Origin of the sequence: Candidatus Binatus sp. (assembly GCF_030646925.1) — a bacterium.
Classification (GTDB): Bacteria; Desulfobacterota; Binatia; order Binatales; family Binataceae; genus Binatus.
Genome location: NZ_JAUSKL010000021.1, coordinates 33691 through 54919, shown reverse-complemented (window position 1 = coordinate 54919; position 21229 = coordinate 33691). Strand labels below are relative to the sequence as shown.

General features: G+C 61.1%; 19 protein-coding genes and 1 pseudogene. 8 read left to right on the top strand and 12 right to left on the bottom strand.

What is annotated here, in order from left to right; genetic code table 11:
* Positions 1 to 3: 3 nt before the first annotated feature.
* The 6 genes and pseudogenes from Q7S58_RS02600 to Q7S58_RS02580 form a co-directional block, all read right to left on the bottom strand.
* Entirely contained in the window at positions 4 to 1191 is a 1188-nt protein-coding gene (locus Q7S58_RS02600) for a VacJ family lipoprotein (protein ID WP_304820509.1), read from the bottom strand.
* Between the two features lie 281 nt (positions 1192 to 1472).
* A complete protein-coding gene (locus Q7S58_RS02595; protein ID WP_304820507.1) occupies positions 1473 to 2348 on the bottom strand; it encodes a bifunctional 2-polyprenyl-6-hydroxyphenol methylase/3-demethylubiquinol 3-O-methyltransferase UbiG in 876 nt (291 codons plus the stop codon).
* Between the two features lie 21 nt (positions 2349 to 2369).
* A pseudogene (locus Q7S58_RS22005) lies at positions 2370 to 2534 on the bottom strand (Trm112 family protein); the annotation flags it as partial.
* Positions 2534 to 2935, bottom strand: a complete 402-nt coding sequence (locus Q7S58_RS02590; protein ID WP_304820505.1) for an SxtJ family membrane protein — start codon at positions 2933 to 2935, stop codon at positions 2534 to 2536. The pseudogene Q7S58_RS22005 and the gene Q7S58_RS02590, both read right to left, overlap by 1 nt.
* Positions 2932 to 4785: a carbamoyltransferase gene (locus Q7S58_RS02585; RefSeq protein WP_304820503.1), complete on the bottom strand. Its 1854-nt coding sequence runs from the start codon at positions 4783 to 4785 to the stop codon at positions 2932 to 2934. The genes Q7S58_RS02590 and Q7S58_RS02585 overlap by 4 nt, the downstream gene beginning before the upstream one ends.
* Before the next feature lie 9 nt (positions 4786 to 4794).
* Entirely contained in the window at positions 4795 to 4947 is a 153-nt protein-coding gene (locus Q7S58_RS02580; RefSeq protein ID WP_304820501.1) for a DUF5989 family protein, read from the bottom strand.
* A 378-nt stretch (positions 4948 to 5325) separates the two neighbouring features.
* Here Q7S58_RS02580 and Q7S58_RS02575 point away from each other — a divergent pair, with 378 nt between their 5' ends.
* The 8 genes from Q7S58_RS02575 to Q7S58_RS02540 are packed head-to-tail and all read left to right on the top strand — an operon-like array spanning position 5326 to position 15511.
* Complete coding sequence (locus tag Q7S58_RS02575; RefSeq protein ID WP_304820499.1) at positions 5326 to 7077, top strand: glycosyltransferase; 1752 nt, start codon at positions 5326 to 5328, stop codon at positions 7075 to 7077.
* The gene (locus Q7S58_RS02570; RefSeq protein WP_304820497.1) at positions 7068 to 8309 is read left to right on the top strand and encodes a glycosyltransferase family 4 protein; all 1242 of its coding nucleotides are present in this window, start codon (positions 7068 to 7070) and stop codon (positions 8307 to 8309) included. Before Q7S58_RS02575 ends, Q7S58_RS02570 begins: the two co-directional genes overlap by 10 nt.
* On the top strand, positions 8306 to 10111 hold the full coding sequence (locus tag Q7S58_RS02565) for a polysaccharide deacetylase family protein (RefSeq protein ID WP_304820495.1): 1806 nt from the start codon (positions 8306 to 8308) through the stop codon (positions 10109 to 10111). The genes Q7S58_RS02570 and Q7S58_RS02565 overlap by 4 nt, the downstream gene beginning before the upstream one ends.
* Before the next feature lie 25 nt (positions 10112 to 10136).
* On the top strand, positions 10137 to 10850 hold the full coding sequence (locus Q7S58_RS02560; RefSeq protein ID WP_304820493.1) for a bifunctional 2-polyprenyl-6-hydroxyphenol methylase/3-demethylubiquinol 3-O-methyltransferase UbiG: 714 nt from the start codon (positions 10137 to 10139) through the stop codon (positions 10848 to 10850).
* Between the two features lie 37 nt (positions 10851 to 10887).
* Entirely contained in the window at positions 10888 to 12126 is a 1239-nt protein-coding gene (locus tag Q7S58_RS02555; protein WP_304820491.1) for a hypothetical protein, read from the top strand.
* Between the two features lie 7 nt (positions 12127 to 12133).
* Positions 12134 to 13078, top strand: a complete 945-nt coding sequence (locus Q7S58_RS02550) for an ABC transporter permease (protein WP_304820488.1) — start codon at positions 12134 to 12136, stop codon at positions 13076 to 13078.
* Between the two features lie 3 nt (positions 13079 to 13081).
* Positions 13082 to 14314, top strand: coding sequence for an ABC transporter ATP-binding protein (locus tag Q7S58_RS02545; protein ID WP_304820486.1), 1233 nt, complete (start codon positions 13082 to 13084; stop codon positions 14312 to 14314).
* Positions 14315 to 15511: a polysaccharide pyruvyl transferase family protein gene (locus Q7S58_RS02540; RefSeq protein ID WP_304820484.1), complete on the top strand. Its 1197-nt coding sequence runs from the start codon at positions 14315 to 14317 to the stop codon at positions 15509 to 15511.
* 232 nt (positions 15512 to 15743) lie between these two features.
* Here the strand turns inward: Q7S58_RS02540 and Q7S58_RS02535 are convergent, their stop codons facing one another.
* From Q7S58_RS02535 to Q7S58_RS02510, 6 genes are all read right to left on the bottom strand, one after another.
* Positions 15744 to 16388, bottom strand: a complete 645-nt coding sequence (locus Q7S58_RS02535; RefSeq protein ID WP_304820482.1) for an alpha/beta hydrolase — start codon at positions 16386 to 16388, stop codon at positions 15744 to 15746.
* A gap of 36 nt (positions 16389 to 16424) precedes the next feature.
* Positions 16425 to 16697, bottom strand: coding sequence for a hypothetical protein (locus Q7S58_RS02530; RefSeq protein ID WP_304820480.1), 273 nt, complete (start codon positions 16695 to 16697; stop codon positions 16425 to 16427).
* Positions 16698 to 16803: 106 nt separating this feature from the next.
* A complete protein-coding gene (locus tag Q7S58_RS02525) occupies positions 16804 to 17610 on the bottom strand; it encodes an enoyl-CoA hydratase/isomerase family protein (protein WP_304820479.1) in 807 nt (268 codons plus the stop codon).
* A 104-nt stretch (positions 17611 to 17714) separates the two neighbouring features.
* The gene (locus tag Q7S58_RS02520) at positions 17715 to 18614 is read right to left on the bottom strand and encodes a hypothetical protein (RefSeq protein ID WP_304820477.1); all 900 of its coding nucleotides are present in this window, start codon (positions 18612 to 18614) and stop codon (positions 17715 to 17717) included.
* Positions 18611 to 19618: a serine/threonine-protein kinase gene (locus Q7S58_RS02515; RefSeq protein ID WP_304820475.1), complete on the bottom strand. Its 1008-nt coding sequence runs from the start codon at positions 19616 to 19618 to the stop codon at positions 18611 to 18613. Before Q7S58_RS02515 ends, Q7S58_RS02520 begins: the two co-directional genes overlap by 4 nt.
* A gap of 84 nt (positions 19619 to 19702) precedes the next feature.
* Positions 19703 to 21220: a SagB/ThcOx family dehydrogenase gene (locus Q7S58_RS02510; RefSeq protein ID WP_304820473.1), complete on the bottom strand. Its 1518-nt coding sequence runs from the start codon at positions 21218 to 21220 to the stop codon at positions 19703 to 19705.
* Positions 21221 to 21229: the final 9 nt, after the last annotated feature.

Genomic DNA, 21229 nt, shown 5'->3' with positions numbered 1-21229 from the left:
CGCTCAACGGCCGGAGTTGGTGAGAATCTGCGAATACTCCCGGCTGTCGGTCGCGAGGCATTCGAGCGGATGCTCTTCGCCCATCGCGCCGCGCTTCTCCAAGGCAGCTTGGCATCCTGCGTCGTCGGGGAAGGTGCTGACCTCGCTCCATTGGCCGCGCGGAGTCTGCCAGTTTCCGTAGGGATATTCGAGCGTTGAGGGCGCCGCAATCAGCGCGTACATCGAGCCGTGTCCCGACGAACCTGGCGTGGCGCCCTTGAGTTCCTTCAACTGATGCGCGCGCTTTTGCAGATAGGCGTCCTGCACCGCGCCGTACAGGTCGATCGCGTAGCGGTCGGCCGCCTCGAACTGATCCATCCGGAGCGAGCGATAGTTAATCGCCTCGAGCCCGCGCTTCGCGAAGCCCACCGGAATCTCGATATACCACGGCCACGGCAACAGATAGCTCATCGGATTCATCGCGTGATCGACGGCCAACCCGATCGTATCGCCAACCGTAGATGGCCCAAGAAAAGGCAGCATCACGTATGGTCCGGTCGGCGCGCCGTAATAGCGTAGCGTCAGTCCGAAATCGTCTTTGTGCTCCTTCAATCCGAACCACGAATCGGCGGGATCGAAAAATCCCGCGAGTCCGAGCGTACTGTTGATGCCGAAGCGGGCAACTTCTTCTCCGGCTTGGGGAAACCGCAACTGGAAGAGGTTGTTGGCGAAGCGCGGGATCACGCCTACATTATCGAAAAAACGCCCGACGCTCTGGCGCACGGGCTGCGGCGCGATCGCGGCGTAGCCCGACGCGACCGGACGCAGGATCCATTCGTCCAGCTTCAGGTTGAAGGTGAACATCTTCTCGTTGAAAGGAACGAGCGGATCGTCGTCGCCGCCCTGGGCTTCGTCCGGCGGCGGTGAATTATCCGGAGATAAGTAGTCGTTCTGCGCGGGCGCGGAATCCTGATGTTCGGGGACGTAATCCTGCGGCGAGGGCGTGACGTCTTGCTGCATCGGCACGCTGTCTTGCTGGACGGGCACGATGTCTTGCTGCATCGGCACGACGCCTTGCTGTTCGAAATCGTTGGCCGGGGCAGGAGCGTCGTCGGCACGCGCGATTCCGCCGGCCGTGAAAAACGCCAAGCCGACTGCGACGGCGATCGCGAGGGTCGCACGCAACGCGAGGCGGGACTCGGGACGCTTCATCTCGTTGAAAAATCTCGCTCGATAATTTCGGATCGAACCCGGGATCGCGATAGCCTCCTTTAGCACGAGTGCGAGTCTATTGCATCGCGATTCCGTCTCGATCCCGCAAGACTCTACTCGCGTGCGCATGTAATCGCCACGTCTGCGAGGTATCGATAAATCGGGCGTTTTTTGCTTCGTCACGATTGTGTTCGTATCGAGCTGGCGGTTCTGGCAGCGGCCATAGCGGCAGGTACCAACTTGACACAGCGCTGTCGCCGATTCATAGTCGGACGCGCAGGCTAGTTGCGTTTGCGGCCGATCATCACGAAGAACCCACCTTCCCGCCCGCCTTTCAGGATCATCGCCAGTTGCACCAGAAGGTGATCGAGCGAATTACCCTTGGGAGTTGCTTCAAACAATCCGTGCTCATCACCGACGCCAGCGAATGGCGTGGTAGCTGGAATGCCATTGATGAATTCGAAACCCGTCTTATCGAACCAGCCAAGCACTTCATCGATCGTATGCTTCGATTCATGCGGATTCCGGTACTGATCCATGAACCAGGTTTTCCTCCTAACCGAATCCAGGGCGGGATCTCGCAACCGTGAATCGAGCCACTCGAAGCGATCGCCGGTGAGGCGGAAAAGCACGCGCCTGAGGTCGAGCGGCAAGCGGCCGAACTTGTTGTACAACCCGACCACGACGTAGCCGCCCGCGCGGACCAGCTTGCCGATCGACTTGAATCCCTCGAATGGATCAGCGGTGTGGTGAAGTACGCCATTGCTGATGACCAGGTCGAAGGAATCCGGCTTGAAGGCCGGCCGGAACAAGTTCATCTGCATGAAGCTGACGTTGTCGATGCTCTGCGCGACCTTGAATCGATGCGCCAAGCGCAAGGAATTCACGCAGACGTCCGCGCCGAACACTTCACGCCCCGCGCACAAGCCGAGGAAATTGCTAAGCTGACCCGTGCCGCAGCCGGCGTCCAGGATGCGCGCACTTTCGCCGATCGCTTGGTCGAGCGCCCTGGCAAACATTCCGCGGCGCGCCTTCTCGATGAGACTCGCGCGCGAGTCCACCGAATCGTAGTTGGGGAACGGAGTCTCCTCGTAAAAGCTCCTGACGATCTCGGTGACGTCCTTCCTCGATGGCTCCCATCCCGTGGGCAGAAACAATTGCGGAATCCCCTGGTCGATCGAGTAAGACCTATCGCACGACTGGCAATCCAGAGCCGCACCAATGATCGATAGGTTGCCACTACAGGCAGGACACGCAAGGATATCAGCGGCCTTTGCCAGCACCGATTGAAATGGCGGGGGCGGCGCACTTTTAGGGAATGGTTCACGCGTATGAGTCGGCATCAGAATGGCCGCTCCATGCCTTGTCGCGACGCTTTGCGGGAAGGTACGCGATAGGTCGAGGCGTTGCGATCGATTTTTCGACTTAGCGGATCCTTGCCAAGCCCGCGCATGACCAAAGCCATCGGAATGACTATCAAGCTATAGATGATCGCCAAGATCACCCTCGTATTGATTGCTCCCAGAAGGTGGCCGACGGCGCTCCAAAGTAAGAAGAGGTACTTGAGAGCGTCAGGCGCCACTACCGCCATGCCGACGAACAGCACGCAGATGATCCACGGCCAGAGCGGCCAGGGATGCGCGCGCAGCAAAGGAATCGCGAGGCCGAACAATCCGCCGAAGATCGCGCCCACCGTCAGGCCAAAGGTGCGCAGTTCTTTGGTATCATCGGGGACGCCGGTCAACTGCTCCTCTCCTGGTCGAGCTCGAACTCTTGCTGCGATAGGTCATCGCGCTTCCACGGAAACTGCTCGACCTTAGGCAGGATGAAGCTACCTATAACGAGGTAGTCCATTTCAGTTCGCATGAAGCATCGGTAGGCATCCGCAGGCGTGCAAACGATCGGCTCGCCGCGCACGTTGAAGGAGGTATTCACCAGCAGCGGGCATCCGGTTAGCTCCTCGAACTTCTTTAGCAAGCTGTAAAACAGCGGATTGGTCTGGCGATGCACGGTCTGGATGCGCGCCGAATGATCGACGTGCGTCACGGCCGGAATGGTCGAGCGGACCTGATTGATGCGGTCGATGCCTGCCAGGTGCTCGGCGTCCGCCATGACAGGTATTCGCTTATCCTTAAGGACCGGTGCAACCAGCGACATGTAAGGACTTGAGCGGTCAAGCTCAAAGTAGTCGCTGACTCGTTCGGCGAGGATAGCTGGAGCGAAAGGGCGGAACGATTCGCGATACTTGATCTTGAGATTCAAGGTAGATTGCATCGTGGGGCTCCGCGGATCGCCGAGAATCGATCGCGCGCCGAGTGCGCGCGGACCAAATTCCATCCGACCCTGGAACCATCCGACCACGTTTTCGCGCGCCAGCTTTTCCGCGACCTTGCCGAGTAGCTCATCCTCGCCAAGCTTGTGGTAGCGCGCGCCAACCTTCAGCAGCGCTTGCTCGATTTCGTCGTCGGTGAAGCTCGGCCCGAGATAGCCGCCTAGCATCGCGTCGCCCTCACGCGCGGCCTTGGGCCTTTCAAGGTACTGATGCCAGTACGACAAAGCGGCGCCCAGCGCGCCGCCGGCGTCGTCGGCGGCCGGCTGAACCCAGATGTCGCGAAACGGACCTTCGCGCAGAATCCTGCCATTGGCCACGCAGTTCAGTGCTACGCCGCCCGCCAGGCATAGGTGATCGGTGTCGAGCTCGCGATGAACGGTGCGAGCGAGCCGCAGCATCGCCTCCTCGGTGACGTTCTGGATCGACGCGGCCAGGTCCATCTCGCGCTGACAGATGGGGCTGTCAGGATGGCGCGGCGGACCGCCGAACAGGCGGTCGAAGCGCTCGTTGGTCATCGTCCGCCCGGTCGCGTAGTTGAAGTACTCCATGTTGAGGCGGAAGGTGCCGTCGGGCTTCAAGTCGATGAGTTCCCGCAGGATCGTCGCGGCGTAGCGCGGCTCACCGTACGGCGCGAGACCCATCAACTTGTATTCGCCCGAATTGACCTTGAAGCCGGTGTAGTAGGTAAAGGCCGAGTACAGCAGCCCGAGCGAATGTGGGAAGTTAATCTGCCAGACCGGCGTCAGATCGTTTCCATCGCCGAGCCAGACCGACGTAGTGGCCCACTCTCCGACTCCGTCGAGGCAGAGAATCGCGGCGCGAGGAAAGGGGCTCGGGAAAAAAGCGGAAGCCGCGTGCGCCTGGTGATGCTCAGTGAAGTAGAGCGCCGGCAGATCCTTGGGGCGGCATCCAGCAAGCCCGGCCAGTTCCTGGCGGAGCATCGATTTGAGGTTCAGCTTGTCTTTGAGCCAGACCGGCATCGCGGCGACAAACGAGGCGAAACCGCGGGGCGCGTAGCCGAGGTAGGTCTCGAGCAGCCGATCGAATTTGAGCATCGGCTTGTCGTAGAAGACGATACTGTCGAGGTCGCACAAATCGAGGCCGCCGGCCTTGAGGCACCACGCGATCGCAGCCTTGGGGAATCGATCGTCGTGCTTGCGGCGGGAAAAGCGTTCTTCCTGGGCCGCGGCAACGATCTCGCCGTCAGCGACCAGGGCTGCCGCGCTGTCATGATAGTAGGCGGAGATACCGAGTATCTTCACTCTGCACTTCTAGAACAGCGTATAAATGAATGGCGCGATCGCAGACGATTGAGCGACGACTACGAGTCCACCCACGGCAAGCAACGCAGCAATGAGCGGGATCATCCAGTATTTTTGCTGCGCCCTGGTGAAGCCCCAGACATCTCCAACTAACTCAAACATCCTTGCAACCTCCCTTTGCTACATTTTGGCGCGTTTTACCTACTGTACGTAGGCAATCGAATGACATGGCATACTTTAGTGTGCTATGATGGGCATGTCTACCCACAAAGATTAGATTCGCGGCTGAGAGGATTCCGTGGAAAATCGCGGTTCGGTGCCTGGGTCACCCGGATTTTGGGATGGTTCGGAGGCGCAACCAGCGGAAACGCATCGCGAGAACGGGCGCGATTGGCTAATATCTGGTCGGTTTTGCGATTTGCCGGCGATACGATTTTCGAATGGAGCGCACGCTCGAATTGGCGCATGCGGCGGCGGACGCATGCCCGATCGAGGCTATCGTTATATCGGCCCCGCAATTTGCCGAAGGTAGTGCGCTAGATGATTTCGGCGGTGCTGGCGACCTATGGCCGTCTCGAGGTGTTGAAGCGCACGCTGCCGACCGTCCTGCAACAGGACATCGCGGGTAACGCATACGAAATAGTCGTCGTGATCGACGGTCCGGACGACGCGACCTACGAATGGCTCCGCAGCCTGTCGCTCGAGGGACGCTTGTCGATTGTGCAGCAGGAGCGCCGCGGTCTGGCGGCGGCCCGAAATTCGGGAATCAGGAAGGCGGCCGGGGAGTTGGTCCTGTTCCTGGACGACGATCTGATTTGCGATCAAAGGCTCGTTCGCGCGCACGCCTGCGCTCATCGGAACGGCCCGCTGGTCGCGATGGGACCGGTGCTGGTGTCAGAGGAAAGTCCGCGCACGCTCGCGACTCGATGGGTTCGTCGCGCGAGCGTGGCGCGGGCGGAGCGCATGTTGGCGTCGGGACCGGACTGGCCGCGCGATATCGCGGTATGCGCCAACTATTCAGCGCCGCGGGAGTTGTTACTCGCGTACGGCGGATTCGATGAGACCCTGGTCGGCGCCTGCGAGGAGTTCGATCTGGGGATCAGGCTCAGAAAGGCGGGCGTGGAATTTCGGTATCTGCCGGACGCAGTGGCGAGCGAAATATACGTCAAGAGCGCGGACGCGATGGTGCAGAACGATTGCCGGGCGCGCGGCAGGAACGAGGTTCGCCTCTGCCGCAAGCATCCGGAGTATCGGCCGGTTTCGCCGCTCGCCGGATTCGATCAGGGCTCGGCGATCACCCGGCTGCTGCGGCGCGCGGCCGTGCGTGCCCCGTTCTCGCTCGACGAGGTGCTCGCGCCGATCTATCGCGGCGCCGAGGCTGCATCGGAGATGGGCGGCATCGCCGAGGGTATCGCGATGCGGCTGCTCGAGTTCCGCAGAGGAAATGCGCTCTTCCGCAGCGCGAAACAGGAAGCGGGGTCGTGGCGGGCATTCGAGCGCGAGTTCTCGGTGAAATTGCCGGTGCTGCTCTATCATCGTGTGGGCGCGCCGTCGGCGGCGATCGACCCTGAATTGTGCGTGTCGCGCGCCGCGTTCGAGCGGCAGATGGAATGGCTGGCACGCTGGAACTTCGCGACGATCACGCCGTCGCAGTGGTTCGGGTGGATCAGCCGGGGCACGCCGTTGCCGCCGCACGCGATGATGCTGACGTTCGACAACGATTCCAGCGAGATGACCGATTACATTTTTCCGGTGCTCGGGCGTCACGGATTCTGCGCCGCAGTTTTTATCGCTGCGGGACGAATCGCGCAGGGCAGCGAATCGGCGTCGACCAATGGATCGAGGGCGCGCGGCGCAATTACCGCGGAGCAGGTTAGGTCGTGGAGCGCACGCGGGATTGAGTTCGGTGTGCGCGAGCGGCGCGAATCAAATCTCGCCGCACTTCGGGATTCGGAGCTCGACGCGGAAATCGCGGCCAGTGCCGAGGATCTCGCGCGCGTGGCGGGCGCGCGTCCGATCGCGTTCGCGTATGCTGAAGGCCAGGTTCCAAGCAAGATACGTGAGGCGGTGGGGAAAGTCTTCGCGCTCGGCTTCACCGATGCGCGTGGGTTCAATTATCTCGGAACCGATCCGGCGCTGCTCAGGCGAATCGCGATACGAGGCACCGACACGATGCTCGATTTCGCGTGCCGCGTGAGGTTAGGGATGCATCCGCTGAAGAACAATCGTAGTGATTTTCGGGCGGCGGCGATCAGCCCAGCGTTGTTGAGGACGGAATCGAAGTGCCGCTGAAGATTCTGCTGGTTTCGGAGGAATTTCCGCCGGAAACTCCGGGCTGGGGTGGAATCGGATCGTACGTCGAGTGTATCGCGCCGGCGCTGGCGCGTCGCGGCCACGAAGTTCACGTGCTGTCGTGCGCGATGGCGCATCGGACGGGCGACGGGCTCGAAGATGGCGTGTGGGTGCATCGCCGGCGACTGCCGCGAATCCGGGGAGCGTCGCGACTTCGATTCGGCGAAACGGCGCATCGCGCGTGGCTGGGCGCGTTCAACTATCGCGAGGCGCGCCGGCTCAGAACAATTTTCGACGTGGTGGAATATCCCGACTGGGATGCGGAAGGATGGATGTTTGCGGCGCTCGGCAATGTGCCAACGGTCGCTCATCTGCATACACCGCTTACGCTGGCGCTGCGGCACAAAGGTGTGCGCGAAAGCACGGACACGCGTCTTGCCGGGCGGCTGGAGCGGATGAGCGTCAGCCGCGCGACCGCGGTGACATCGCCGTCGGCGGTCCTGGCGGTTGAAATCGCGGCGATGGGCTGGGTCGAGCGCGACGCGATCCAGGTGATTCCGTATCCGATCGAATCGCAGCAATGGGTCACGCCGCCCGCTTCGGGAACCGGGCGAATCGTGCAGTTCGCCGGCCGGCTCGACGCGCGGAAAGCGCCCGAGGTGCTGATCGACGCGATCGCGATCCTGCGCGACGAGATGCCCGACGTATCGGCGCGATTCGCGGGCGAATACGACGCGGCGGGAAGTTCCGGGTTGCCGCGACTGGCCTGGTCTTCTCCGCGAAGTTTTGCGCGAAGTTTTGATGGATGCACGTTTCTCGGTCATGTCGCGCGCGGCAAGCTCGGCGAGTTGTATGCGTCGAGTCGAGTTTTCGCGCAGCCGTCGGTGTTCGAGAACTTCAGCTTCGCCACGCTCGAGGCGATGGCCGCGGGTCGCGCGGCGGTGGTGACCTCGGGGTCGGGGCTGGCGCCGTTCATCGCGGATTGCGGCGGCGGCGCGGTGGTCGCTCCACGCGATCCGGCGGCGCTGGCATCGGCGCTCAAGCCGTATCTGATCGACGCGGCGTATGCCGGCGAGGCCGGCGAAAGAGCGCGAGCGGCGGTGCGACGCGAATTCGATCCGAAGCGGATAGCGTTGCTGCGCGAAGAATTGTACGGCGCCGCGATCGAATCGTTCCGGATGTCGAGGCCGCACTCGAGTCCAGCGCACGCCGGCGTCAGGCCCTTGCCATGACGAACTGTCACGATATTTTGCCCGACATAGCGCCGGACATCTCGGTCGTCATCCCCACCTACAACCGCCGCGACATCCTGCTGCTGACGCTGCCGACGGTGCTCGAGCAGGATTTGGCGCCGGAGCGGCGCGAGGTGATCGTCGTAGTGGACGGCTCGACCGACGGCACTATCGATGCGCTCAAGCACGAGGCTTTTGCGCAGGTGCGGGTAATCGAGCAATCCAACGCGGGCATTTCCGCGGCGCGTAACGCCGGGCTCCGGGCGGCGCGTGGACGGCTGGTGCTATTTCTCGACGACGACATGATGTGCGAGGCGAGCCTGCTGCGGCGGCACGTCGAAGCGCACGAGGAGGAGGATCGCGCAAGCACTGAAGATCGCGTGATCGTGATGGGCGAGATCGAGCTGTCGCCGCAAAGTACGCCCGGGATGCTGACCGAGTGGCGTCACGACCGGGAGCATCGATGGCTCGAGAAAGCGCGCGCGGCCCCCGGCGTCGAGTGGTGGCAATCACTTCGATTCGCGCACGCTTCAGCGCCGCGTCGTTTATTGATCGATGCGGGCGGATTCGACGAGCGTTTCCGCTTCGCCGATGAGGACATCGAATTCGGCGTGCGGCTCGCGCGCGCGGGAGCGCGGCTCCGATTCGTCCGCGGCCTCGTCGTGCGGCACGTTTACCGCAAGTCGATGCGCGAGTTCATCAACTTCGACGTCCGCTGGTACGGCAAAAGCCAACTACTCTTCTGCCGCACCTATCCCGAGAATCGGCGGCGGGCGCCGCTCGGAAATCTACAAAGTGGATCATCGTTGAAGGCGCGCGTCCGCGAGCTGCTGACGCGGTCATCAGCTACCGACTATTTGCTGCAGATACCGTTCGGCATCGCCAGCGCTCTTTCGAATATCCCTACGATGCGCCGCGCCGCGATGAACCTGCTTGACCATCGCCAGAGTATCGGGACCTATCGCGGCGCGATGGAAGCTGCCGGTTCATGGAATAAGCTCCGCGAGGAAGTCGGGATGCGCCTGCCGGTGCTGCTCTATCACCACGTCGGGCCTGCGCACGATGGCGCCTATCCTCTGCTCACGGTTTCGCCAGACAACTTCGAACAGCAGCTTAGGTGGCTTAATAGGCGCGGCTATACAACGATTCGTCCTGCTGACTGGATAGCATGGTGCCGGCATGGACGCGCGCTGCCGTCCAAGCCGGTGCTTATCACCTTCGACGACGGCTACCAGGATCTGGCGCAATACGCCTTTCCCGCACTCAAGCGTCACGGCATGACGGCTACTGTGTTTCTGGTCGCATCTTGCATCGGCAAGACCAACCAATGGGACACCGGAACGTGGTCGCTATTGCCGTTGCTAAGCGAAGCGCAGATACGCGAATGGGGCGCACAGGGAATCGAGTTTGGCTCGCATACCAGCAATCATCCTCACCTGACTTCGCTCTCGCCCCGGCAATTGGAAGCTGAGTTAGTCGATAGTTCGAAGGAGCTGGGGCACCTACTTGGCTCGGCGCCTGAGACCCTTGCCTACCCGTTCGGATCCCACAACGAAGATGTAAGCGATTCAGCCGGCAGAACGTTCGAGCTATCGTTTACTACTGATGCGGGCATCAACTGCCTCGCGACCGATCGCAGCAGGATGTATCGGCTGGAAGTCTTGCCATACGACAACCTTGCCAGCTTTGCGACGCTGCTGGCTTTGGGCTACCGCCCGATGAAGGAGTTGCGGCAACGCATCGCGATCAGGTCGCGCGTCAGGGCCGCCGCGCGGCGCATCCTGCGTCTGGATGCCGCATGATTTGCCTGACAGCCAAGGTCAAGCGATGCTGACGCGCCCGCATCTGAGCGACCGGGCCGAATACCTCATCGAGCAATGCCGGGGCAAACGAGTGCTCCATGTCGGATGCGGCGACGATCCTTTCACCGAGGCAAAGCTTAGCAATGGGAGCCTGCTTCACTCGTTGCTTAGCGAGGTAGCATCGCGATGCTGCGGCGTCGATTCCTCGGTCTCGTCAATCGAGCTATTGAAGCGCCACGGGTTCAACGACGTGCTGTCGGGCTCGATCGAGACGCTGGTCAGAAGCGGCGCGATTCGCAGTGGCGATTTCGACGTTGTGCTCGCGGCCGAAGTACTGGAACACGTCTCGGATGCGGGAAGGTTCCTCTGTTCGTTGCAATCACTATTGAAGCGGCCGGCAGACCGGCTGATAGTAACTACTCCCAATGCCTACTGCGCTTATCGCTGGGCTTATACTATGCTTACCGGCCGTGAAAGCGGGCATCCCGATCACGTGGCGCACTACTCAAGGAACACGTTGACTTTATTGTTAAAGCGATGCGGCCTTGAGGTTGAGTCAGTGCGTTACTATTCGGGCAAGGAGTATATTCACAATCGTGGACGCCAGCGGCTGTTCTGGTGGATCGATCGGATCGCTTACAGGCTCCGACCCGAACTAGGCGACGGGCTTATCGTGAGCTGTAAAAGTATCGGCGCGACCGCGACAACAGCGAAGGAAGCTATCGGGCCGGCCGCGTGAACCATCAACAGGCTCCTTCAGGCGGGATTCATTCGAATTGAACAACTTGGTTGAGTGGTTGAGGGCGGCGGGCCGCGGAGTGAGGCTGGTGTGGATGCAGGCCGGGGTGACTCTATTGATCCTGCTCGTCATCGATGGAATAGCAATTGTCGCGCTACACTCCGAGCCAGCAGAGGATCCTCGCGCCCGCGCCGACGGCTATCACAACGCTGCCTGGACGCCCGAATACTTCGGCGAGTACGCCTCGATGCGGGTCCGGTGGCAGCCTTACGCCTACTGGGTAGGCGCCGAGTACGAGAGCAAGTATATCAATGTAGATGCCGCCGGGTTTCGGCGCACCTTGGGCGGAGAGGATCGGCCGGACTGTAAGCATCCAGCGCGAATCTTCACCTTTGGCGGATCCACGATGTGGGGTGAAGGCGCGCGCGACGACGAAACGATCGCGTCGTGGATTCAAAGTATGCTCGATAGCGAGCAGATGTGTGCCCAGGTTACGAATATGGGACAAGACGGCTATGTCAGCACTCAGGAAGTACTTTTATTGGCTGAGCAACTTCGCCGTGGAAGCATACCTGATCTGGTTATCTTCTACGATGGATACAATGACGTATTTGCAGCCGAGAACAATGGCGTAGCCGGTCTTACTTATAACGAAGAGACCAGAAGAAAGGAATTCAATCTTCTTAGCTATCCCCGTAGGCTCTATCTGAGCGCCGCTAGCAGATTTGTGCTCGATACCGGAGTCGGCGAGCTGGCGAAGCGGTTATTGGTTAAGATGAGACCTAATCAATTCTCCGAGATTCAAGGCCGGCTGGTGCGAACCGGCGCCGCCAGGGTGAAGGCAATCAGGTTGGAGGATGATCAAAAGCTCCAGGAGAGCGTCGTCCGACTGTATCTTTTGAACAAGATCCTGGCCGACGCGATGGCATCGAAGTACGGATTTCGGAGTCTGACCTATTGGCAGCCGTGCCTGCTGGATAAGAATCAGGTCACTGTCTATGAGAAGTCACAAAAGGAGACGCGCTTCCTCCCTGGCGAGCCGGAATTCGATCGAGCCATATCCCGAAGGATTGCTCAGATCGGTGCGCAGAGCGGGATACATGATTTGTCCGGAGTGTTCCACGATGTGACCGAGCCCTACTTTATCGACGAAGCCCATGTCACTGGCGAAGGCAATCGGATCGTAGCAAAGGCGATGCTGGCTGATATCGAGGCGGCGCTTCGCAGCGTTAAGCCGCCAGGCGCTACTGGATTGGAAGGCGGAGCGCCAAAGTAGAGAGCCATTGAAGGATTCATATTCAATAGGTAGTCAGCGTGCAGAAGCCGCGCAAGGCATCGCAGCTATCCAGGGAGCTCTGCTGGTAGAAGACAAGGACATCGGAGCGGCAAACTCAATCGACGCCGCCGGTGATGCAAAACCGTACGAAACTATCGAAGCCGGGCGCGGACGACGGGCCGTTCTGCTCGGGCTGTGGCATTACCGCGAACTGCTACTGATTCTCGCCTGGCGCGACATCAAGGTGCGCTACAAACAGACTTTGCTCGGCGCGGCATGGGCTGTCCTGCAACCGTTCCTGACGATGGTGGTGTTCGTCATATTTTTCGGCAAGCTGGCGGGAATCTCCTCCGACGGCATCCCCTATCCGATCTTCGCATACTCGGCGCTGCTTCCGTGGATGTTCTTCTCGAACGCAGTAACCAACGCAAGCAACTCGCTGGTCGAGAGCGCCGGACTTATCACCAAGGTATTTTTTCCGCGCGCGGTGATACCAGCCGCCGCGATTCTAGCCGGGCTGCTCGACTTCGCGATCGCGTCGCTTCTGCTGATTGCTATGATGGCATGGTACCGTATCTGGCCCGGAGCGGCGCTTGCGATGCTGCCGGTGCTGGTCGCGCTTACTATCGCGGCGGCGTTCGCCGTCGGGCTCTGGTTGTCGGCGCTCAATGTTAAGTATCGCGATGTGCGCTATGCTATTCCGTTTTTGGTGCAAATCTGGCTGTTCCTGACGCCGGTTATCTACCCGGTCAGTATCGTGCCAGCTAAGTGGCGATGGTTGCTGGCGCTGAATCCTATGGCAGGTACTATCGAAGGGTACCGCTCGGCCTTGCTGGGCAAACCTTTCGCCTGGACCGAGCTGGCAATATCGGCGACGGCGACGATCGTCTTCCTTCTTTACGCGACCTATACGTTTAGTCGCATGGAAGGGCAGTTCGCGGATATGATCTAGCCGATGGAACTCGCGATGAAAGTTCGCGCGCTCGGCAAGCGCTATCAGATCGGCGAGTCGGCGGGCTATCGCACGTTGCGCGAGACGATCGTGGACGCGATGCGAATTCCGATGCGCGCCGCGCGGATGGTGCTCCGGAGTAACGGTATCGGAGATCGAACGCCGAAGCCGACTACGATCTGGGCGCTCGCGGATGCGAATTTCGATGTAGCTCGAGGCGAGATGCTCGGGGTTATCGGGGCGAACGGGGCGGGCAAATCGACGTTGCTTAAGATCCTGTCGAAAGTCACCGAGCCTACCACTGGTAAGGTAGAACTGTTTGGCCGAGTAGGATGCCTGCTGGAAGTTGGCACCGGATTTCATCCTGAGCTTACCGGGCGCGAGAACGTATATCTCAGCGGCGCGATCCTCGGGATGCATCGGCGCGATATCGCGCGCCGGTTCGACGAAATCGTATCGTTCGCCGAGATTGAGAAGTTCATCGATACGCCAGTCAAGCGCTATTCGAGCGGGATGTACGTTCGGCTCGCGTTTGCGGTCGCTGCTCACACCGCGCCGGAGATACTGCTGGTGGATGAAGTACTGGCGGTCGGCGATTCGTCGTTCTGGCAGAAGTCGATGGATAAGATGCGCGAACTAAACACCGGCGGCGCTACGATCCTGCTTGTCACGCATAACCTGTGGTTCGTGCAGACCATGTGCTCGCGTGCGATTTTGCTCGACCATGGATCGATCAGCGCAGCGGGCGATCCGCTCAGCGTAATCGGCAAGTACCACCAGGGAAGTGGAGTGCACATCCCGCAAGCTGACGCGCCCGCGGCCGGAACGTCACAAATGTCCAGCTTCAACCTGGTCCCGCTCGGCGAGTGGATCTCGCCTCATGTAGCTACGCCCGAGGCAGGCCTGCGACTCGAATTCAAAGCTAGAATTACCGGGCATTCACAGGTTAAGTGCCAGGTCAAAGTAAACAGTCCCGATGGTTTCATCTACTTCTCGATGAATAGCCGTGCGATCGAGGTTGCACCCGACGGCAGCTTGAGCGGCGAAGTGTCAATCCAGCGCCTGATGCTGAAGGGCGGCGACTACGACTTATACTTGAAAGTTTACTCTATGCGTGAAGAACCTGAGTTCCTGGCAGAAGCGTGCATACCTCTGACAATCGAGGAGCGCGACGCGACCAACTATCCCCGAGCTTCATTCTGGAACAGCGCCGAGTGGAAGTTCCATACCAGTTAGATGCGTATCGTCGTCGAGCCGAGCGAATACTATCTCGACTACAACGTTGGCGACATCGCGATGACCCACGTTGCCGTCGCTCGACTGTCTCATCTGTGGCCGGAAGCATCAATCCAGGTTCTCACCGAACCCTCTTCGCTGTTTTCAAGGTATTGCCCCCGCGCAACGCCCATATTTGAGCGTGGCTACCAGCCTCGGGCAGATGGATCCGGTGCGCGTCCGCAGCTACTAAGCAGGCTGCTGGCGCGCGCGAAATCGAGAATACTGTCCGATCGAAGCGAACAGCCACTGGTGGTCAAGCAGGCGATCGCTAATTCCGACCTGATGGTGGTCTGCGGGATGGGCGGCGTGACCGATGCGTTCTGCGAATTCGCATTTGGACTGCTAGGCAAGATCGAATTGGCCCTTAGCGCCGACATCCCGGTCGTAATGATGGGACAAGGAATCGGGCCATTGCGAGAACGTCGGCTACGCGCGAAAGCATCCGCGATTCTTTCACGCGTGGCACTCATCGCTTTACGCGAAAGCCGGTTCAGCCATTCATTGCTGATTGAGTTAGGAGTATCGCCCTCGCGGATTATTACCACTGGCGATGACGCAATCGAGATAGCGTGTCCGTCGCGTTTGGCATCCTGGGGCGACGCCCTGGGAGTGAACTTGCGGGCCGCGTCTTACTCGGGAGTGGACAAGGAACTGTTGGAAAGTGTTCGCTCGATAGTGCGAGCTGCTGCAGCGTCACTTAATGCGCCCGTGGTTGCGCTGCCGACTGCCGAGGAGGATGTGGAGACAATCGGCCGGCTTGTGTCAGGATGCGTTCTTGCGGGCAGCCTTGAACGATCTGCCGATCCGCTCGAAATGATCGAACGCATCAAGCTATGCCGTGTCGTTTTGACCGGGAGCTATCATGCCGCCGTCTTTGCACTTTCGATGGGAATCCCGTCGGTATGTATCGCAGCTTCTGACTACTATTCGGATAAGTTCCTGGGTCTGGCGGATCAATTCGGCGCGGGATGCGAAGTCGTGCTGGTCGATCGTGATGATTGGCAGGCGGAAGCCGCGCTTAAGGTGGAACAAAGCTGGCGGTCTGCGGAAAGTCTGAGGCCGCAGTTGCTGGCGGCGGCCGAGCGGCAGATGAAATTCGGCGTGGACGCTTACCGCCGAATCCGCGACGACGTCGTTGCAAGCGTGCGGCACTAGCCTGATGCGCATGTAAGTGAACGACTCGCCAGTAGCACAATCGAGGCGGTCATCCGTCAGCGATATGTTTCACAACGCGAGGATTGGCTGGCTGAGCACCTATGATGAAAAGGAACTGATAAGCTTGTTTGAAGGGTTTGTCGATGCCGGAAGGTTCACTTACTCCGAACCGGACGGCGATGGACAGATCCTTGTCTTCAGCAAAAAATCGGCTTAGGTCAAAGAGTCATTTCTACCTTTCGAGGAGCCACTTGCTGACCAGGTCGAATACCCGGTCGGCCGCCTCAGCGAGTCCGTGGCCGACGCCCGGCAGGACCACGATTTTCCGCGGCTCACCCGCGCGATCGTAAAGCGCCTGCGAGCTTTCGTGCGAAAGAATCGTATCCGCGCCGCCGTGAATCAAGAGCAGCGCCTTGGGCGACAGATCGCCGACCACATGCGCGCCGGCGAGTTGGCTCGAGAGCGCGATCACGGTGGTTACGGCCGAGGCGAGAGTGCCGGCGTTGATCGCGACGGCGCCGCCGAACGAATGCCCGATCAGGGCGACTCGCTGATGTCCAATCCCGGCGAGAAACGTGATTCCCGCCATCGTATCGACCAGGCATTCGCTGAACTCGTTGGGATGGCGATAGTTGAGGCGGGCAATCGTGACGCCGAGCTTCGGCATCTCAAGCCCCAGCCGCGGATAGAGCATCGCAGGACCGTCGAAGCCGCCGAGCGCGCCGGAGACGCAGAGCGCGGCGCGTCCTCGCTCCGCGGCCGAATGCATCACGACCGGAATCGGGCCGCGAGTGGTTGAGATCGCGAGCTTGCGCGCGCCGGCGATTTCGTCGCCCGGCTCGACGCCGGTAATTCTCAGATTGATTTCTTCAGCCACACTGCATCCCGATCGCGGATAGGTGCGCTGTTGCCGTTACGATCGCTTGGATAGCGGTCCGTCGAGTCCCGGGTCAATGCCTTCGCCCAGCACGCGCATCCCGTAGCGGATCATTGCTGCGAGGCGTTCGACGCGCGTCAGCAGTTCCGCCTGATGCCTCGGCGGGGCTGCGATTAATTCGTACGCGGCGGTGGCCAGGTTCTCGCGCATCAGGTGAACGGCGCGTTCGAGGTTCTCGCGTTCCGGTCCTCGTGCGCGCGCCTTGCGGCGCGCCTCCTGCAGTTCGGCGAATTTTATTATTTCGGCCATCTAAATGCGCCGATGATTATCCTGACAAATTCTCATGCGGAGGCCGCGCAGCGGCAAAATCCTGGACCGTTATTCGCGCGTCGCTCCGTTCGCTCGAGCAGTCAGGCTACTCTCCTTTGAAGTTCGCCACTCGTTTTTCGACGAACGATTTCGCGCCCTCCAGGTGATCCTGCGAAGTGAGCATCAGATGCTGCCCGTGACGCTGATAATCATAGAAGTACGGCAGATTCAGATTGAGTCCGACGCGGAGCGCTTCCTTCGCCAGGCGCTGCGCGAGCGGCGCCTGCGCCACGATCTTCTTCGCGAAGGCCGCCGTCGCCTCGCCGAGTTGCGCGTGCGGCACCACCTTGTTCACCATCCCGATGCGCTCCGCCTCCGCCGCGTCGATGATGTCGCCGCTCAAAATCAACTCGTACGCGCGCGCGAGTCCGACCAGCCGCGGCAGGATCAGCAAGCCGCCCGCTTCCGGAATCAGCCCGCGCCGGATGAACACTTCGCCGAAGCGCGCCTGATCGGAGCACACGCGCATATCGCACATCAGCGCGATATCGCAGCCGTAGCCGACCGCTGCGCCATTCACCGAGGCGATCGTTGGCTTCGGATAGGTGATCAAAAGGTCGAGCGCGACCGGCCGATGCTCGCGCCATTCCTCGACTTCGAGCCGCTTCGACGGCTTGGCGTCGCGAAACTCGGGATTCAGGAAAATCTCCTTGACGTCGTCGCCCGCGCAGAACGCCCGCCCCGCGCCGGTCAGCACCACGACTCGAATCGCGTCGTCTTCGTTGGCGTCGCGCAACGCATCGAGCATCTCATTGTAGGTTTTGATCGTCGCCGCGTTCATCGCCTGCGGCCGATTGATCGTGATCGTCGCGACGGCTTCGCGCTTGTCATAAAGGATGTCGCTATAAGGCATGGCGGTAGCTCCGGTCTGATTTTTCCGATGCAGTTCGAGCTATCCCAGATCGAGCGGCAAAGCGTCAAGCGCGCCGAAAATCGCGCATTGCCTTTACGGCGGCCTCAGAATAGATTCGCGCCGGTCGCAGGCCAGATCTGATCGTAGAAGATGCTTAGCTGGAACAGGACGGCGGAGTTGTCCTGCGGGCTCGCGGCGTTGTTGAGCGCGAGCTGCGTCGCGGCGGCGAATTGATAGTACTGCGTCAGATACGCGAGTCCCGGCGTGATCCGCCAGTCGGGCGGCGCGCTCGTGAACTTGCCGAACGCGACCTGCTGATAGTTGAACTCGGTGAACGGCACGAGATTCTTCGTGAATCGCTCGGCGGGCAGCGCGATACCCGCATCGCTCAGGTAGTAGGCCTCATAGCTGAGTGCAATGTTGGCCTCGACGAGCTGGCTCTCTTGTCCCGACCACGCGGGCAGATAATCCAGGTCGCCTTGAATCGCGAACGGCCGCGCGAAGCGGAAACAGTCGTGATCGGGCAGGTCGCCGAGTCCTCGCGCGAACGACAGGATCGGTCCGCCGCGTGGATGGCTCTCCGCGCCCGAATCGACGTCGCCGGTCGGCAGGAACGCATCGAACGCCAGCCCAAGGCGGAACTCGTGCTCGACGCTGGTGTAGAACGCCCACATCAGCATCACCTCGACGTTGTCCACGCCGGTGCTCGAATGAAGCCGCCGCTTCGAGAGGTCATTGATCGCGTCGCCGACCTGCAGGCTGATCGTGTCGCTGAGCTGTTTCTCGAGCGCAAACGAAAAGGTTGCCGCGCTTTTCCCGCTCTCCTTGAACCAGCCGGGATCGAGCTGCAGCTCGTTGCTTGGATTCGGATCGACCGCGATCATCGGATCGTAGAAATTCCGCTGGCCGACCTGCGCCGCAGCCAGCGAGGGTCTGAACATCAGCGCGATCGCGAGCATCGCGATCGCCGCGAGCGCCCGCGCATCCGGGCCGCGCCGCGTCACCTGGTCTGTCCTGCGACCGAGGGCGGGGAACTCGCCGGCGCCGGCGTGCGATTCGCGAACCAGATCAGAAAAATAAAGAGCGAGAGCAGCGACGCCGCCACCAGTCCGTAAGCGATTCCGCGCCGAATCTGCCTGCTCCTCCGATTCGGCGGATGCAGCCGGGCGAGCCGCCGCGGCTTCACCCGCGACGGATCGAGCAAGTCCGCAAGCATCTCGGCGGCGCTTGCGTAGCGATCGCGCGGCGCGCGCTCGATCGCGTGCAGGATTATCTCCTCGACGCGCGGGTCGATATCCGGCTTGAACGCGCTTGGCGGGCGCGGGTCCTCGATCGTCTTCGAATGCATCACGTGGTAGGCGTTGTTGCCCGAGTACGGCAATTGCGCCGTCAGCATCTCGAACACGATCACGCCGAGCGAGTAGATATCGGTCCGCACGTCGCCGCGCCGGCCGCTGACCTGCTCGGGCGCCATGTAATCGGGCGTGCCGATCGTCGATGAAATTCCCGACCACGTGAGCCGCCGCGCCGATTCGTCGAGCGCGATTCCGAAGTCCATGATCTTGGTCTTGCCGAGTTTGCTGACCAGCATGTTCTCGGGCTTCAGATCGCGATGGACCACGCCCTCGGCGTGCATGTAGGTGAGCGTCTCCGCGAGTTGCCGCGCGATGTCGAGCGCCTTTTCGGCCGAGAGCGTCGATTCGCGCAGCATCGCGCGCAGCGACACGCCCTCGACGTACTCCATCGCGATGTAAATCCGGCTTTTCTGCTGCGGCGATAGCACCCTGATGATGCCCGGATGATTCAGCCGGCGGCCGACTTCTTCCTCGCGCTGAAAGCGCCCGTAGAAGACCACGTCGCTCTCGAACTGCAGGTAGGGGATTTTGATTACGACGGTCGCGCTGTCGAGGGTATCGATCGCGCGGAAGATCGAGGCCATTCCGCTGCGCGCAATCAGGCCGGTCAGCCGGTATTGATCGAGGTTTTCGCCAACGCTGACCTCGCGCATGGTATCAGGCCATCTCGGTGGAACGATTGGCGACGATAACATCCCCCGGCGCGCGCAGGCAATCAATCCTCCGCAATCCGGGCATTACTCCGTCTGCGCGAACGAGCGCGGAACGCCGAGCGCGAGCATCAGGAGCGGGCTCTTCCCCGCTGCATGCGGCGAAAAGAACTTCGCCGTGTCGTCGTCGTAGAAGGTCAGGCCCGTCGCGCCTCGGCCAAGCGAATACGCCGCGAGGTACGCGCGGCCAGCGTGGATGCCTGCCTCCAGGTGCGCATCGCGATACCCGCGATTGCCAAGCGCTCTCATCGCGCGCTCGAGGTCGGCCATATAGACGACCAGCGCCGAGCAATCCATGCCGAGCGGCTGCTCGAGGCAGAGATAGCCGGCTTCGCCGCGAAAATTCCCGGCCTTGAGCAGCTCGAAGCCACGCGCCTCGCGATCGTAATAATAGGCGCCGGCTTGCAGACCATCGACAGCGTTGGCGATGAGGTACGTTTCAGTCAGGCGCGGACAATCGGCGCGCGGATGCCGGCTCGACGATGCCATAATCGTCGCGAGTTCCTCGGCCGATATCGGCGCTTGCGCAAACGCGCGCGTCGATCCGCGCCGCAGAATCGTTTCGCCGAGCCGCATCGCATCGTCGTCGGACAGCGTCGCTACCTCGATCAGGTTGGAGGGCGCGGGCCGGCTTTCATCGTCGAGACTCGCCGACGTCACAGCTTGCACCTCGGCCGAACGCGCGAGCCGCGACTCGCGATGCATCCTGAGCAGGTCATTGTAGATGACTTCGTTGTCGCCGATGGGAATCGATTCGAGCACGAGCGCCTCCGGCGTTGGCGATGGCTCAGGCGGCGCATCGCTCGCCCCGAGTGCGACCAGCGCGACCATCCCTTCGCGTTGGCCGTCGATTCCGAGCATATGCTCGAGCGCGGGATCCTCGAATGCCGTGATCACCTCCGCTGAGATTCCTTCGGCCGCGGCCGCCGCGAGCAGATTGGCGAGCATCGTGCCCGCGTCCCAGAAGCAGTAGCGGTAGGCGCGAGCGCGATACTTCCACGTGCTTCGCCAATAGATCGAGGTGAGCGCAATCACCGCGCGCGCCGCGAGTATCGAGGGCCGGTTCGCCGCCGCGCGCGCGAGATATTCGCGCCAATCGCCGCGCCGGAGCCCGGTCATCCGCAAATCCGCGGGGGAGAAATGGTAAACCCCGCGCTCGACGCCGTCGACCTCGGACGCCGCCACGTAAACCTCGATCGGGTAGAGCGCGCCTGCCGATGGCGCCGCGCGGAAGTGATAGTCCTCGCCGCCTACGCTTCGTCGCCGCGTGAGTCCATCCGCGCAAAACAAGATGCGCGTCAGCGCCTCGATGTCGATCGCGATCATCGAGTCCGCTGGCGGGGCCGACGCCAGCGCCGTCAGCGCCGGCATCGCAGACAGGCTGAGATCGCGCGGCAATGCGAGCGACGACGCGCCGGGATAAATCTTGTAGGGCATCGGCTTGATGTCCCAATCAAGAAACTGCGGCGACGATCGCACCGAAGTGTACGAATGCTTGGTCAGTTCGTGATAGACGCGCGCCGCGTCGATGTAATCGTTGGCCAAATCTCGCCC

What these genes read in the sequence shown, in the direction of transcription:
- Q7S58_RS02580 (WP_304820501.1), bottom strand. Translation starts at nt 4,947, where the DNA reads ATGTTTGAGTTAGTTGGAGATGTCTGGGGCTTCACCAGGGCGCAGCAA.
- Q7S58_RS02525 (WP_304820479.1), bottom strand. Translation starts at nt 17,610, where the DNA reads ATGCCTTATAGCGACATCCTTTATGACAAGCGCGAAGCCGTCGCGACG.
- Q7S58_RS02515 (WP_304820475.1), bottom strand. Translation starts at nt 19,618, where the DNA reads ATGCGCGAGGTCAGCGTTGGCGAAAACCTCGATCAATACCGGCTGACC.
- Q7S58_RS02545 (WP_304820486.1), top strand. Translation starts at nt 13,082, where the DNA reads ATGGAACTCGCGATGAAAGTTCGCGCGCTCGGCAAGCGCTATCAGATC.
- Q7S58_RS02565 (WP_304820495.1), top strand. Translation starts at nt 8,306, where the DNA reads ATGACGAACTGTCACGATATTTTGCCCGACATAGCGCCGGACATCTCG.
- Q7S58_RS02540 (WP_304820484.1), top strand. Translation starts at nt 14,315, where the DNA reads ATGCGTATCGTCGTCGAGCCGAGCGAATACTATCTCGACTACAACGTT.
- Q7S58_RS02600 (WP_304820509.1), bottom strand. Translation starts at nt 1,191, where the DNA reads ATGAAGCGTCCCGAGTCCCGCCTCGCGTTGCGTGCGACCCTCGCGATC.
- Q7S58_RS02575 (WP_304820499.1), top strand. Translation starts at nt 5,326, where the DNA reads ATGATTTCGGCGGTGCTGGCGACCTATGGCCGTCTCGAGGTGTTGAAG.
- Q7S58_RS02530 (WP_304820480.1), bottom strand. Translation starts at nt 16,697, where the DNA reads ATGGCCGAAATAATAAAATTCGCCGAACTGCAGGAGGCGCGCCGCAAG.
- Q7S58_RS02560 (WP_304820493.1), top strand. Translation starts at nt 10,137, where the DNA reads ATGCTGACGCGCCCGCATCTGAGCGACCGGGCCGAATACCTCATCGAG.